The sequence below is a fragment of the Sporosarcina ureae genome (assembly GCF_002109325.1).
In the GTDB taxonomy this organism is placed as follows: domain Bacteria; phylum Bacillota; class Bacilli; order Bacillales_A; family Planococcaceae; genus Sporosarcina; species Sporosarcina ureae_C.
The window spans coordinates 2,724,899-2,739,295 of the sequence record NZ_CP015348.1; the positions used below are offsets into that span (position 1 = coordinate 2,724,899).

A 14,397-nucleotide genomic window follows, 5' to 3' on the forward strand; every position below is an offset into this window, starting at 1 on the left:
CCTAGTAAGGTAACTTATTGATCAGAATAAATAAAATAGTCAGTTTATGGACGTTGCGACAATATACTCGTGTGGTATGTGGTATAATCATCAACGTATAAAAAACTAACTTGTATATGACAGTAAGTAATAAAGGATGAGTTATGAGTGACTAAAGTAGCAGTATTCAGCAATATGTATCCTTCCGCAGAGCATCCTACCTATGGAATCTTTGTTAAAAACCAAGTGGAACAATTAAAAAGTAATGGAGTAGATGTTAAAGTCATCGCCATTCATGATCCGGGTAAAGGAAAGATCGGGAAAGTAATCAACTATCTATCATGGGGAATGCGATCCCTTCTATATGTAATGCAACATAAACGCACGATTAATATCACGCATGCACATTACGCGTTTCCGACTGGAATGGTTTCATTAATCGCAAAGAAATTATGTAAAATGCCTTATGTTGTCACAGTTCACGGTGGAGATCTAGATAAAATGGCTAAGAAGAGTACGAGAATCGCGAGTTTTACTAAACGTATTTTACAAGAATCCTCAGCCGTTATTACAGTAGGGGAGAAGTTGCGAAGTGACGTGATCAATGACTATGGCATTTCACCGGATAAAGTGGAAGTCATGAGCATGGGTGTCGATACGAGTATTTTTAAACCGATGGGTCAGGAAGAAGTTCGTCTTCTATTAGATGTACCATTGAATGAACGTGTAATACTGTTTGTTGGGAACGTCATCGAAGCGAAGGGTGTCGTGGAATTAATAGATGCATTTGAGAAATTACAAGAAACAAAGAATGATCTCCTTCTATATATAGTAGGTTCACAAAAGGATCAGCGCTTCGCGACGGAAGTGAAGAATAAAGTTATTAATAATGCGGATATCCGTTTTAAAGAACCAGTGAGTCAAACCGAGCTGGCGAAATGGATGTCAGCTGCAGATATACTTGTTCTACCGTCCTATCATGAAGGTTTTGGATTGGTAGCACTCGAAGCTCTTGCGTCAGGAGCCAAAGTCGTCGCAACAAATGTTGGCGGTCTTCCTTATTTATTGAAAGATGATGTGGGAACTCTCGTTGAACCGCATAATGCACAAGCTTTAGCTGCTGGACTCGAAGAAGCACTTGCGAATGAAGTGACGAGAGAGCAGCATGAAGTTACGCAACAAGTGATTCAGCAACATTCTTCAAAAGTAATCGTCAAAAGGTTGAACGATATCTATGAACAGAATGGAAAGGGTCCTTCCAAATGAGTAAATTATTCAAGATCATCGGTGGGGTTGCCATTATCAATATTGTGGCAAGACTATTCGGTTTCGGTCGAGAAGTCGTCATCGGCAGACAGTATGGTACGTCTACAGTGGCGGACGCCATTGCGACAGCCTATACTATTCCGAACTTTATTTATCTAGTACTAGGTGGAGCATTGACGACTGCATTTATATCAGTCTATCATTCCTCCAAGATGGACAAGCCGTTATTTGTCCGCAAGGCGTTTACGACGGTTGTATTAAGCGCTACGCTCGTCACGGTAGTTATTATCGCATTGACGAATCCGATTTTGCACCTGTTCTTCAAAGAATTAAGTGAAGAAGACTATACATTGGTACGGAATCTTTTCCTCTGGATGATGCCATCTTCCATCGTACTGGTCATGTCTACTTGGATGAGCGGATTATTGAACATCAATGATCGCTTTCAGTTGTCGAGTTTAGCGATCTTATTGTATAACGCGACGTTCGTCAGCATAGGTTTTGCCTTGACGAAATGGCTTGGGCCTGAATCATACGGTGTGGGAGCGATGGTGAGTGCCGTTTTGATGGGTTTATTCCTTTACTGGGGAATCAAACGTGCAGACCTGTCTTCACTGAAGCCTTCATTCGGCATGCCAACGGATATTAAGAGAATGTGGTGGCTGGCATTACCGATTTTATTTGGTGGCGCGTCACTGCAGTTCTATTTCGTCATTCATCGGATCGCGGCAGGTGGACTGGGCGAAGGTGCGATTTCGTCCATTAACTATGCATCCAAATTAACAGGCTTCCCACAAGCAATCCTTATGACGGCTGTTACAACAGTCATCTATCCCATGCTCGCAAAGAAAGAAGGCGAAGGGGATACGGGTATGATTAAGAAGCTCTACAAAAAAGGTATGCTGTACATGGTCGTGCTGTTAGTACCTACTACCGTGTTCTGCTACATCTTTGCTGAGCCGTTGATCAAGTTGGTATTCGGCTTCGATGAAAAATCCATCATGCTAACTGTGCCGGTGTTTAAAGTATTTGCTTTGTCGATGTTCTTCTTGGCGGCCAATACGTACATCACTCGTTTCTACTATGCAAAGGGCAACTCCATTATGCCGATTATCTTTAGTTTGATTAGTGTGTTTGGTATTAATATCGGGATCATCTATGCATTCGTCGATCAGATCGGCGCACAGGCCATTGCCTATGGTACGGTAATTAGTGCCGCAGTCAACTTCCTGTTGCTTGCAAGCTATGCTCGATTTAAATGGAAATTGTAATGACAGAAAAAAGCTTGCGCTCAGTAAGTTGAGTGGAAGCTTTTTTGTGGTTTTTGGCTTGTGTTTCCGTAAAAATCGGCATAGAATTATGGTTCTTGCACATGCTTATGCGGGTCCAGAAAGCAGATACGCACTATTTTCGATGCCAAAACTGACTCGAGCGATGAACCCAATGAAATGATTTACAGCATAAAGAAGTTATCTTCACCGATCTTTTCATACAGACCACTTCGTTTGAACAGGCTGACTTTCTCTGGAGGCACTCTTTTGAAGATTAGTCGCTTTTTCTGTCGTTTCGCTTCGTCGAGCATGGCAGAAAGGGCTGCTTCGCCTGTTGCGTCAATGGCTGTTAGATTTTTCATGTCTAAAATGATCGTCTTCTGCTCAAGATTCAATAGTTCAGGATATCGATCTTCGAAATGTTTCGCTGTACCGAAGAACAGGGGACCCGAGATTTTGAATTTGATCAGCTCGGATTCATTTTCTGTAGACAACTTGAACTTTTCGACGTCGGTCAGTTTACTCTTTTTAATATCCAACGAACCACTCATCTTGCGTAAGAACGACAGGGCAGCGAGTAAAATCCCGACTTCGACTGCGATTGTTAGATTCACGAATATCGTCAACAAGAAAGTCGTCAGTAACACAATTGAATCTCCTGAGCGTAACGAAGCGATCTGGACGAATGCTTTACGTGAACTCATATTCCATGCGACAAACATCAAAATCGGTGCCATGGCAGCTAGCGGTATATAAGATGCGTAAGGTGCAAATAGTAATAAGAATGCTAATACAAATAAACTTTGTACGACGCCTGATATCGGACTGACTGCTCCTGAACCGATATTTGTGGCGGTACGAGCGATAGCACCTGTAGCTGGGATTCCACCGAATAACGGCGTAATAATATTCGCGATCCCTTGGCCAAATAATTCTTTCTTGGAATCATGCTTAGGAACTTTGCTTTTCATTCCATCTGCAACGACTGCGGAGAGCAAGGACTCAATCGCACCGAGTGCAGCAATGATTAAAGCGGGTTGCCATAGATTGACCAGTTTAGTAAATGTAATCTCGGGAAAATGAAAACTAGGCAAATGTTGCGGAATGCCGCCGTATGCTGTACCGATTGTTTCCACCTTACCTGGGAAGAACCATATCGAGCAGATCGTAGGAACTAGCAACGCAATGAGTAACAATGGAACCTTAGGAGCAATCTTCGGTAAAGTGAAGATGACGACCAAACCAATTACGGCAGTCAAGATGCTAAATGTGTTGATGGTATGAAAATTATGAGCGATTTCCATCATGCTTTCATGGAAGAACTCTTTTTTCTCAACACCTGTTAATCCAAAGAAGTTTTGGAATTGGCCAGTGAATATAATGACTGCTATCCCAGCGGTGAATCCTATCGTCACTGATCGCGGAACGAAATGAATGAGATTACTGACACCGAGAAAGCTCATGATGACGAGGAGAATACCAGCGAGAAATCCAGCAATCAAAAGATCTTCATAACCATATTGCAGTACGATAGCTAGTAATATAGGAATGAATGCACCTGTAGGACCTGCAATTTGGTAACGTGAACCACCTAACAAGGCGACTAGAAGACCTGCGATGATCGTAGTATACAGTCCGTATTCAGGTTTTACACCGGAAGCAATAGCAAAAGCCATCCCAAGCGGAATGGCTACAATTCCAACAGTAATCCCTGCAATTAGATCCTGCCGGAAGCCCGCTGCATTATAATTAAGATAACGTTGATCTTTGAACATAATTGTTCACTTCTTCCATTTGTAGAGTATATATACATCTTCTATTATACCGTATGCATAGGGCCTATACAAGGTGTGCATAAAGTGAAAGCGTTAGAAACAACCAACGTCAGATGAAGATATTGGCAATCTGAATAATTGAACAGAATATAGTTTAATGTTAAACTATATAATAGTAACAACAATAAAGGAGAGATATAGTATGGGCAGATTACAAGACAAAGTAGCATTCATTACAGGTGGAGCATCCGGTATGGGTGAAATGATGGTAAAGCAATTCACGACAGAAGGTGCTAAAGTAATTGCAGCTGACATCAATACAGCAGCGCTCGAAGAAAAGTGGGGCGGTCAGGACAATATTTTCACTATCAAATTGAATGTAACTGAAGATGCAGAGTGGGAAGACGCAATGAAAAAAGCAGTCGATCACTTCGGCAAAATTGATATTCTTGTGAATAATGCTGGTATCTCAACTGAAAAAACTGTGGATCAGATCACGATTGAAGATTGGCGCAGACTTTCAGATATCAACAGCTTCGGTACATTCTTAGGTATGAAGCATGCGTCGAAATATATGACAGAAGCGAAAAAAGGTTCAATCGTTAATATTTCTTCATATACAGCTTTAATCGGTATGGGCTTGAATCCATACTCTGCTTCTAAAGGTGCAGTACGTGCGATCTCTAAAGCGGCGGCAGCGGAATATGGACATGCAGGTATCCGTGTGAACACAGTATTCCCAGGAGTTATCCAAACACCAATGGTTGCGAATCTTGAAGATTCTAAAGCACAGTTGGACATGTTGATTAAAATGACTCCATTGCAACGTTTGGGTCAACCGGAAGATGTGGGGAATGCAGTACTATTCTTGGCATCAGATGAAGCGTCTTATATTACGGGCGCAGAACTAGTAATTGATGGCGGATATTCTGCACGATAATTAAACAACAAAAACGGGTTGTCCTACAAGTCATTATGACTTACAGGACAACCCGTTTTTCATTGATTATTTCACATCTATAAAGCGTTTAAAGCCCATGAAGTGTGAGCTCCAATAAGAAGAATCTAGTGAAGCGATTTCAATTTCTTTCGTACCCGCATGAATGAACTTATTGTCTCCAAGATAAATACCGATATGTGAGATACCTGGTCGATATGTATTTTCAAAGAATAATAAATCGCCAACAACCGGATCTTTGATGAATACTGAACGGTTAAAGAAACCGATTGTATCTTGTCTTGGTACTTTCACGCCTGCTTGGTTGAATGCATAATAGATGAACCCGCTGCAATCGAATCCTGCTGGAGTAACGCCTGCCCATACATAAGGAGTTCCTAGTAACGGTTGCGTAAGATCTACTAATTTTTTGCCGAGTGCCTGGTTAGTAGCAGGTAAGCTAGGCTTAACTACAGGTAAGTTTGGCTTAACCACAGGGGCGCTTGGTTGAATTACAGGTTTGATTGATGATAGGGAACCATGTAATGAATTAGTAGAAGAAACAGCTTTTGATGAATTTACTTTATTTTCTACTATTAGTTTCTGTTTAACTTTGATATCATTAGAAGTGAGAGAATTCAGACGTTTTAGTTCAGTTACCGTAATCTTGTACTGATTGGAAATCTTGTAAAGAGTTTCTCCTGATTGCACGATATGCGTTTTTGATGCAGCAGCAACGCTACCGACCGATATGCTTGTTGCAAGCATAAGAGAGGCGATCGCGGCTAGGGCAATTTTCTTCATTTCGGCGTATCTCCTTTTAGTATAATAGATTTGGTACTTTGTACTGCTGAGTATCATTTCGTTATTAATCCTATAAACCTATCATACAATACTCTTCTGGATATTAAACGTATCTTTAGACTTATTTTTACGATAAATGTTCAATAGATTGATAGATTTATTATATATGTAAGTACTACAAAAAATGGTTTCATTATACATTTATAGTATAATAGAACTGTTACTGTCTAATTGAAGTTCTAAGCAGTTTATAAAAAAAGCCCATGAAAAATCCGCGACTATCCGGATTTTTCAGGGCTTTTCTGTTGTTTAAGAACGTCCGATTGGCCAGTCAAATGGAATGGATCCAGGAGGAGAGTGCTTAATGATATCGATCATCGGTATCGTATATGCGAATAGAATCAATGCGATCGTAATACCAATCCACAAATACCAGTTTTCCAAAATCTTTGGTGTCTTTTCTGCATCTATTTCTTCTTCAGCGATAGGGTATTCTTCATAACCACGTGGCGCGAAGAATGCTAACTGAATGAAGATGTAGAACATTAACAGGATACCGATGAATAGAATCGTTCCACCGACAGCTTGCCACATTTGATAACTAATCCATGTTGCAACTTGATCTCCACCTGCGTACTCAGAGAACGCTGAACGACGTGGTCCGCCGATTAAGCCTTGAATATGCATAGATCCTGACATGATCGTCATACCGATTACCCAAATGAATGTCTGGATAATTCCTAGTTTATTCAAGCTAGGAGTCAAACGGCGACCCGTCAAGTGAGGAATCAACCAATAAGCAATACCAAAGAACGTCAAGATAACTGTTGTTGCCACTGTTAAATGGAAGTGACCTGTAATCCAAATCGTGTTGTGTACAAGAGAGTTTACTTGGTGAGAAGCGTTAATGATACCGCCTGCTCCACCTGGGATGAATGCTACCATACCAACGAATGGTGCTAACAAACGAACATCTTTCCAAGGAAGCTTTTTGAACCAGCCGAATAAGGATTTATGACCTTTTCTTCTGCCTGTGATTTCAAATGTAGCGAACAAAGAGAATGCAGTCATCAATGAAGGGATGACAACCATGAATGTTAAGACTACTTGAATGAACTTCCAAGTTGGATCAATACCTGGTTCAGTCAATTGGTGGTGGAATCCGACCGGAATCGAAAACATCAACAATAGAATGAATGCAAGTCTTGCAAGTGAATCACTAAATAGCTTTCCGCCGATGATTTTCGGGATAATTGCGTACCAAGCCATATAAGCAGGCAATAACCAGAAATAAACTAGCGGGTGACCGAAATACCAGAATAATGTACGTGTCAATAATACGTTGACTGTTGCTACATAACCTAGAGACCAAGGTAAAATCAATACAATAACTGAGTACGCTACACCAAGTGTCGCAACGAACCACATAATCATGTTAATAACGACCATGAATGCAAGTAAAGGAGACTTTTCACCTTTATGCGCTTTCTTCCATACATATAATTGACGGAAGTTCGTGAACGCAGCAATCCAGCTTCCTACTATAACTAAAGTTAGACCAATGTAGAAGATAGGATGTGCACGAAGTGGTGTATAGAATGTATACAACACAGAAGCTTGACCAGTTAAGATCATCCAAGCAGATAATACAGTACCAACCAACATGACCCAGAATGAAATCCAGCCCCACATTAATTGTTTGTCAGAGATCCCGACTGTTTTTCCCATAAGAGAAAACTGGAAACCGACGATGAAGAATGTTGTTAAAACTAACCCTAGAATGACGCCGTGCGTTGTTAAAATTGTGTAATAATCGATATTGAACGGTAATGTGTATTTACCTGAGCGAACTAATGTCTGAAGTAGTCCCATTAATCCACCGACTAAAAGGGATATGAACGTGACGTGCATGAAAGCCATATACAATCTGGACTCTTTTTTCGAGAAGTTAAATATCTGCATGGTTTAGTACACCTCCACTGTGCCGAACATCAGATGGTGTCCGATGCCGCAATATTCGTTACAGACGACCGTGAATTCGCCGCCGTTTTTCATAACCGATTCGTAGCGACTGATATGTCCCGGCTCGACCATCATATTAACGTTTGTGCCCGCCACTTGGAATCCGTGGACAACGTCTTTACTTGTTACTTGGAATAGCACAGTGGAACCTTTTGGTACGCGGATCGTCTTAGTAGCTGTTCCGTCTTCTTCTTTACCGAAGTCGTAGTTAAATGCGGAAGCGACGATATTCACAACATATTTACCGTCAGCAACTTCTGTCAAACCAAGATTCTCGGGTTGGAATGATTCGTTAGCTTCGACATTTTGTGGATCGATCGTTTCAATGTGACTTTGTGGATGGGTTCCTTTCCAGAACGCTGCAAAGCCGATAATGAGTAAGAATAATAACAATGATGCGAGACCGAATACAAGCCATACTTTTTCATACTTATGCAAGTGCATAGTGTTTCCTCCTTAAGTGCTAGTTATTATCTGGATATGAATAAACCGTAAGCGCCAAACCACATGACAAGAATAATGATACCTAAGATTAAAACCATGATTAAGGTACCCTTTAAATTTGCCTCTTCTTTTGGTGGATTTGTAGAAGATACTTTTTTCTTGCTCAATACAGCCACCTCCTTGTCTTAAATTAATTCGTACTTTAATAATAATCCTAGAGAAGGAATAAAGAATTAGGGAAATCCCTATGAATAGGAAAATAGATTTCAAGTTCACAATATGTTCAATCACTTAACATGTATTTGACATACACATTTCACTGTTTTTGTGATTCGAATTGTTATGAAGCAACTAACGGAATAGTTCGTCAGTTGCATAGGGATGTAAAGGTGTAACATTGAGCTCAACAGGGAATACTACGTGAGAAAAAAAGGTATTTATTGTTGACCATATGTTAAATTGTAATTACAATATAATAAGGTAAAACCTAGGAAGCCGGTGTGAGAAATGGAAAACATTAATTGGATTAAAGTTGAAAGTCCTGAAGAAGGCGCGAAGAAAGTATTTACATTGATTTCTGAAGAACTTCAAAATAATAGATTGCATGTGCTTGGATTAGCTACAGGCAGCACCATGATCCCGGTCTATAATGAATGGACAAATTCAACGCTAGACTTTTCAAACGTAACAGCGTTTAACTTAGATGAATACGTTGGCATCGCAGCTGACAACCCAAATAGCTATGCATACTTTATGAACGAGCATTTATTCAGCAAAAAGCCGTTCAAGGAGACGCATATTCCAAACGGTATGGCAGAAGATTTGGATGAAGAGTGTAAAGAGTATGAAAATCAATTAAACGCCCACCCATTAGATATTCAGCTTCTCGGAGTAGGGGAGAACGGTCATATCGCATTCAATGAACCAGGAACTCCGTTTGATTCTGTGACGCATGTTGCGACATTGACGGATTCGACGCTTGGTGTAAACAGTCAGTATTTCGAAAATGACGACAAAATCCCGAATATCGCATTAACGATGGGTATTTCATCCATTACGAATTCGAAGAAGTTGATTATGATCGCGTTTGGTGAGAAAAAACGTGCGGCTATGGAGATGTTGAAAGCAGGCGAAGTAACAGCGGAGTGGCCGATTACGAAGTTGTTGCGCCATGACGATGTGGTAGTGATCACGGATTTACAGATTGATTGAGTAGTAAAGTTTCCTATTAAGGCTATCTCGAAGTTGCAAGACGACTTCTGAGATGGCCTTTTTTGTTTGGGCAGGGTAAGTAGGAAGTGGCGGTAGGTAGTGGTTTGACTAGCAAAGTAAGTGGGGCGGTCATTGTCGCCACTTCGGCGGTGGTGGATGGCTACCGCAATGAGCCAGACAGGAAGTGCGCCTGGCTGTCTCATTACTACGCCTACCACTGGCAGCCGCCTGCGTTGGATAAGGTGTAGGGCAGTTCTGGTACTGGTTTTGCAAGAATAGGAACTAGTACTACCCAGTCACTGGTTTTAACTACTATAAACCACAATCTAAATTGGTAAGTACTCAGTAGCGCAGGCACAACTGCGGGGTAGGCCGTGGCCATGAGACAACTGGCAAGCTCCACCGCCAGCTGGCTCATGGCTGTAGGCAATCCCCCACGTGCCTGCGCGGGTCCAAAGCATGACCCTCACTACTTTCAATGGACAAGCCAATGTCGAGCCACGACCCAACAACGCCTACAAGCTGTCAGAATCAGTCATAAATATTTCAAACGTAACAAATTATCTGAATTTGAAACAATCCCGTTACATGACTGTAACAAAACAATAGATTATTAAATGCTAAAGTAAATATAACAGAAACAACCAAGCTAGCAAAAATACATACTGTCATCGGAGGAACATATGAATCTATTGCAAAAAGTACTATCAGTCCTAGCACTTTCTACACTACTGTTTGTCTCACCATTTACAGGACAGGCAGAAGCGGCTGGGAAAACGACAAGCATCACTAAAACAGCAACTAGTTTAACAGGCATCAAATATCGCTACGGCGGAACAACAAGAGCTGGATTCGACTGCTCGGGTTATGTTGGCTACGTATTCAAACAAAATGACTTGAAAGTAGCGCGTACTTCTCGAGATATGTATGCATCAGGACGCACAGTAAAGAAAGCGAGCCTACGTAATGGCGATTTAGTATTCTTTAACACGACGGGCCGTGGAGTTTCTCACGTAGGAATCTACGTAGGTAACGGCAAGTTCGCACATGCTTCTACATCTAAAGGTGTGCGCGTAGATCGAGTAAATGATTCTTATTGGGGCAAACGCTATATGGGTGCAAAGCGGGTTGCGGGTATTTAATAGAAGAGACATCGATTTTCCTTCATTGGGAAATCGATTTTTTTGCGCGAAAAAGCCGTATAGGAGAGGGGAAGACCCACTTCTATACGGCGAATGTTAATTAGTTGCGTCTTGTGGAACGCGGATTGTCCATCGAGAGAAATCCGGTTCGTCTTTCTTTATCAATTCCTTTGGATAGATGAATGTCCAAGGAGTCGTGCTGTTCGCCTTCACGGATAGTGGAGGATTAAGGTCGAATGTTCCACGAGCAACCAAATCTCCTGTTGCATCGATCAACTCAAGTGGCAGCTTTTCGATATTGATTTGCTTGGAGTGACCGTTACGAACGAATACAGATGCAGCGATGGTATCGTCGTCTTGTGATTGGATTTGGAAACCAGCGATATTCACTTCGCGAGGCTTTAACTTCGGAAGACCGTTGACTACTTCAGCCAAAGCTTCTTTCTGTTCAGCCGGCAATTGCTCTTCCCATGACGGTGCAAGTTCCAATTGGTGTGGCATCATGGAATGAACGTTGAATGCTAGCTTCCAGTTTGTTGCTGGAATTTCTTCCGTCAATTGATCTTTCTTTTCGAAAACGAATACCCATGGACGTGCACTGCGCGCTGGAATTTCGCCTAATTCATTCAAATCAAATTCTGCAGAAGCTGCTGTGTTGCCTTCTTCATCGAGTAATAATAATTCGATTTCTCCTACAGTGATCGCTTGATCAAGTGAAGAGCGGAAGAATGCTTTGACTAACCAGCTGTCGTTTGCAGGTTCTAAATCGATATCAATACCTGATAAGGAAATCTGGTTTGGTTTTAATGGTTCTAGTTCATTTGCTAGGAAGCGGAAAACATATTCCTGCTCCTGCGTTAAAGTCCATTGTGAATGAAGGGATAAATCAGTTTCAATATCTTCATTACCTGATCCAGCCTGGCCGTTCTCAAGAATTTCTTCGGATGCTACTGTACTATCTAATCCAGTTTTCTCTGTCTTTTTAAACCGATTGAAGAGTTTCATTGGGAAACCTCCTGTTGTTGTGTATTAAGTTGCTTCATGAATGCGATAATTTCGGACGCAATATCCCGGCGCAGGCGTTGATAGTGCTTGGCAAATAACTGCAAGCCTTCACGCTGGTAAATACGCATAGGATCTTCCTGTCCGTACGAACGCAATCCAATTCCTTCTTTTAGGCGTGTCATGACTTCTAAATGCTTGACCCACATCGTGTCGAGATAGCTCAACATGACTTGTGGTAATAGTTGACTCACTTGTTCATTATCAGTGAAAGTGTCGATAAATGCAAACAACTCTGCCATTCCTTCATCGTATTCTTTCATGATATCTGCTGTTCTATCTAATGAAGATGGAAGCTCGACAGGTGTTAGTAATAATGCATTCATTGTACGTTCGATCCGTTCGAAATCCCAATTATCGGCGATTTCATTATCTGGACAGCTGTCGAGAACGGCGAATTCAACAGTTTCTGACAACATCGATTTCAGTTTGCCGAAAATATCGTTACCTTCAAGTATGCGATTGCGTAATGAATAGATGACTTCGCGCTGATCGTTGATAACGTCATCTAGCTTTAGATTGTATTCTCGCATGGAGAAATGTGCGCCTTCAACAATCCGTTGAGTTCGTTCCGTCAGTTCGTGGACTTCAGGGTTCAGTACTTTTCCATCTTCATCGACACGAACTTTCGTCAAGAACTTCTCGAGCTCTTCCGGAGAGAAGCGCATGTACATTTCGTCTTCCAATGAAAGATAGAATTGGCTTTCGCCGTGGTCACCTTGACGACCTGAACGACCCCGCAACTGATTATCGACGCGACGACTTTCATGCTTTTCTGTTCCTAATACAAACAGTCCGCCATTTTCTTCTACGCCTTCACCGAGTACGATATCCGTACCACGTCCTGCCATATTAGTAGCGACCGTAATATTACCTGCTTGTCCAGATTCGGAAATCAATGAAACTTCCTGCTCAACACTCTTCGCATTCAATAGGTGGAACTTCAACCCTTCGTCACGTAAATATTTTGCGACAGCTTCGGATTGGAGAATAGATGTAGTACCAACTAGTACGGGTTGTCTCTTCGCATGACGAGCTGCTACTTCTTTTGCGACAGCTTTATACTTTTCTTCTGTAGTTTTGAAGACGAAATCCGGTGCGTCGATTCGAGCACGTGGACGATTCGTTGGAATTTGAATAACTTCCATATTATAAACTTCGCGGAATTCCTTATCTTGCGTTTTCGCAGTACCCGTCATTCCGCAAAGCTTTGGATACATACGGAAATAGTTTTGGATCGTAATTTGAGCTTGTGCTTTATTTTCATCCGTAATTTCGACGCCTTCTTTAGCTTCAATCGCTTGATGAAGACCGTCTGATAATGTTCTACCTTCCATGATTCGGCCAGTGAACATATCGACTAATTCAATTTTGCCATCGCGTACGATATAGTCTACATCTCGCTTGAAGATGACGAATGCCCGGACAGCTTGGATGACATAGTGATAAAGTGTTTGATGATCCAAGTCATACAAGTTGCCGATACCGAAGGCTTTCTCGACTTTTTCGATACCTTGTTCTGTAAGGGAAGTAGCTTTGGTTGCATCATCGAAATCGAAATCTTCTTCGACTTTAAAACGTTTCGCTAGACGAGCTGCGATTTGGTGAAGGTCCGCATCCGCTTGCATTTTACCTGCTACAATTAAAGGTGTTTTCGCTTCATCAATGAGTACGCTGTCTACTTCATCAATAATAGCGAAGTGATAAGGGCGTTGAACTTTCTGAGAAGGGTGTTGCACCATATTGTCTCGTAGGTAGTCAAATCCAAATTCCGTTCCGACACCATATGTGATATCTGATTGATAAGCGGCTTGTTTGGCTGGCCCTTGCATCATGGGAACATTCAAGCCAACAGTTAATCCAAGGAAACGGTGGATCTGACCGATTTGGTCATAGTCGCGCTTAGCTAAATAATCGTTGACCGTAATGACGTGGACACCTTTTCCTTCGAGTGCGCGTACATATGAAGGTAAGGAAGCCACAAGTGTTTTACCTTCGCCCGTCGGCATTTCAGCGATATTCCCTTCCGTCAAGACAGCACCACCGATTAGTTGCACATCAAAATGACGCATACCGAGAACCCGTTTAGATGCTTCACGTACGACTGCGAATGCATCTGGCATGATAGTCTCGACGGTTGCGCCGTCTTCCAACTGTTGTTTGAATTGATCTGTCATTCCTGTTAGATCCTCATCAGACATAGCAATATATTTAGGTTCGAGTGAATTAATTTGCTCCACAATTTTGCGGTATTTACGCAGCTGACGCTCACTCGTTCCAGTTTTACGTTTAAAGATTTTTAACATGAATTGAACGCTCCTTTATAAATCTCTATCTGAATGAGAGATTCCTATCTATTTTACCAAATAGACCGCCAAAAGACTATCTATATATAGAAAGAGAAGAACAATAGACTTATATCTTTTTATTGGACATATAATGGACAATTCCTCATGGTGACAGTGTTCAGTAGTGTTTGTATA

The 14,397-nt window shown here is 41.6% G+C and carries 12 protein-coding genes; 5 read left to right on the forward strand and 7 right to left on the reverse strand.

The window, feature by feature from the left end:
• Positions 1 to 147 precede the first annotated feature (147 nt).
• Complete coding sequence (locus SporoP32a_RS13345) at positions 148 to 1,245, forward strand: glycosyltransferase (RefSeq protein ID WP_085428346.1); 1,098 nt, start codon at positions 148 to 150, stop codon at positions 1,243 to 1,245.
• Positions 1,242 to 2,516 (forward strand): murein biosynthesis integral membrane protein MurJ, encoded by a 1,275-nt coding sequence (gene murJ / locus SporoP32a_RS13350; RefSeq protein ID WP_085428347.1) that lies wholly within the window; start codon positions 1,242 to 1,244, stop codon positions 2,514 to 2,516. The genes SporoP32a_RS13345 and murJ overlap by 4 nt, the downstream gene beginning before the upstream one ends.
• A gap of 182 nt (positions 2,517 to 2,698) precedes the next feature.
• Here murJ and SporoP32a_RS13355 read toward each other — a convergent pair whose 3' ends face one another.
• Positions 2,699 to 4,291: a SulP family inorganic anion transporter gene (locus SporoP32a_RS13355; RefSeq protein WP_085428348.1), complete on the reverse strand. Its 1,593-nt coding sequence runs from the start codon at positions 4,289 to 4,291 to the stop codon at positions 2,699 to 2,701.
• 202 nt (positions 4,292 to 4,493) lie between these two features.
• Between SporoP32a_RS13355 and SporoP32a_RS13360 the strand changes: the two genes are divergently transcribed.
• Positions 4,494 to 5,231, forward strand: a complete 738-nt coding sequence (locus SporoP32a_RS13360; RefSeq protein WP_085428349.1) for an SDR family NAD(P)-dependent oxidoreductase — start codon at positions 4,494 to 4,496, stop codon at positions 5,229 to 5,231.
• Positions 5,232 to 5,297: 66 nt separating this feature from the next.
• Here the strand turns inward: SporoP32a_RS13360 and SporoP32a_RS13365 are convergent, their stop codons facing one another.
• The 4 genes from SporoP32a_RS13365 to SporoP32a_RS17245 form a co-directional block, all read right to left on the reverse strand.
• On the reverse strand, positions 5,298 to 6,032 hold the full coding sequence (locus SporoP32a_RS13365; RefSeq protein ID WP_158232640.1) for a C40 family peptidase: 735 nt from the start codon (positions 6,030 to 6,032) through the stop codon (positions 5,298 to 5,300).
• A gap of 309 nt (positions 6,033 to 6,341) precedes the next feature.
• The gene (locus tag SporoP32a_RS13370; protein WP_085428351.1) at positions 6,342 to 7,994 is read right to left on the reverse strand and encodes a b(o/a)3-type cytochrome-c oxidase subunit 1; all 1,653 of its coding nucleotides are present in this window, start codon (positions 7,992 to 7,994) and stop codon (positions 6,342 to 6,344) included.
• Positions 7,995 to 7,997: 3 nt separating this feature from the next.
• A complete protein-coding gene (locus SporoP32a_RS13375; RefSeq protein WP_085428352.1) occupies positions 7,998 to 8,498 on the reverse strand; it encodes a cytochrome c oxidase subunit II in 501 nt (166 codons plus the stop codon).
• A 26-nt stretch (positions 8,499 to 8,524) separates the two neighbouring features.
• A complete protein-coding gene (locus SporoP32a_RS17245; protein WP_232319539.1) occupies positions 8,525 to 8,665 on the reverse strand; it encodes a cytochrome c oxidase subunit 2A in 141 nt (46 codons plus the stop codon).
• Positions 8,666 to 9,005: 340 nt separating this feature from the next.
• Here SporoP32a_RS17245 and SporoP32a_RS13385 point away from each other — a divergent pair, with 340 nt between their 5' ends.
• Both SporoP32a_RS13385 and SporoP32a_RS13395 read left to right on the forward strand, forming a co-directional pair.
• Positions 9,006 to 9,710 carry a glucosamine-6-phosphate deaminase gene (locus tag SporoP32a_RS13385; protein ID WP_085428353.1) on the forward strand — a complete coding sequence of 235 codons (705 nt, stop codon included), beginning with the start codon at positions 9,006 to 9,008 and terminating at the stop codon, positions 9,708 to 9,710.
• 683 nt (positions 9,711 to 10,393) lie between these two features.
• Complete coding sequence (locus SporoP32a_RS13395) at positions 10,394 to 10,852, forward strand: C40 family peptidase (protein ID WP_157129986.1); 459 nt, start codon at positions 10,394 to 10,396, stop codon at positions 10,850 to 10,852.
• A 96-nt stretch (positions 10,853 to 10,948) separates the two neighbouring features.
• On the opposite strand, the gene SporoP32a_RS13400 is transcribed toward SporoP32a_RS13395, so the two are convergent.
• Both SporoP32a_RS13400 and secA2 read right to left on the reverse strand, forming a co-directional pair.
• Positions 10,949 to 11,857 (reverse strand): accessory Sec system S-layer assembly protein, encoded by a 909-nt coding sequence (locus SporoP32a_RS13400; protein ID WP_085428355.1) that lies wholly within the window; start codon positions 11,855 to 11,857, stop codon positions 10,949 to 10,951.
• Positions 11,854 to 14,220, reverse strand: coding sequence for an accessory Sec system translocase SecA2 (secA2, locus tag SporoP32a_RS13405; protein WP_085428356.1), 2,367 nt, complete (start codon positions 14,218 to 14,220; stop codon positions 11,854 to 11,856). Before secA2 ends, SporoP32a_RS13400 begins: the two co-directional genes overlap by 4 nt.
• Between the last annotated feature and the right edge of the window lie 177 nt (positions 14,221 to 14,397).

Bases quoted from the DNA above. Each gene is read 5' to 3' on its own strand.
- SporoP32a_RS13355 (WP_085428348.1), bottom strand. From the start codon at position 4,291: ATGTTCAAAGATCAACGTTATCTTAATTATAATGCAGCGGGCTTCCGG.
- SporoP32a_RS13395 (WP_157129986.1), top strand. From the start codon at position 10,394: ATGAATCTATTGCAAAAAGTACTATCAGTCCTAGCACTTTCTACACTA.
- SporoP32a_RS13385 (WP_085428353.1), top strand. From the start codon at position 9,006: ATGGAAAACATTAATTGGATTAAAGTTGAAAGTCCTGAAGAAGGCGCG.
- SporoP32a_RS13375 (WP_085428352.1), bottom strand. From the start codon at position 8,498: ATGCACTTGCATAAGTATGAAAAAGTATGGCTTGTATTCGGTCTCGCA.
- SporoP32a_RS13365 (WP_158232640.1), bottom strand. From the start codon at position 6,032: ATGAAGAAAATTGCCCTAGCCGCGATCGCCTCTCTTATGCTTGCAACA.
- secA2 (WP_085428356.1), bottom strand. From the start codon at position 14,220: ATGTTAAAAATCTTTAAACGTAAAACTGGAACGAGTGAGCGTCAGCTG.
- SporoP32a_RS13370 (WP_085428351.1), bottom strand. From the start codon at position 7,994: ATGCAGATATTTAACTTCTCGAAAAAAGAGTCCAGATTGTATATGGCT.
- murJ (WP_085428347.1), top strand. From the start codon at position 1,242: ATGAGTAAATTATTCAAGATCATCGGTGGGGTTGCCATTATCAATATT.
- SporoP32a_RS13360 (WP_085428349.1), top strand. From the start codon at position 4,494: ATGGGCAGATTACAAGACAAAGTAGCATTCATTACAGGTGGAGCATCC.
- SporoP32a_RS13400 (WP_085428355.1), bottom strand. From the start codon at position 11,857: ATGAAACTCTTCAATCGGTTTAAAAAGACAGAGAAAACTGGATTAGAT.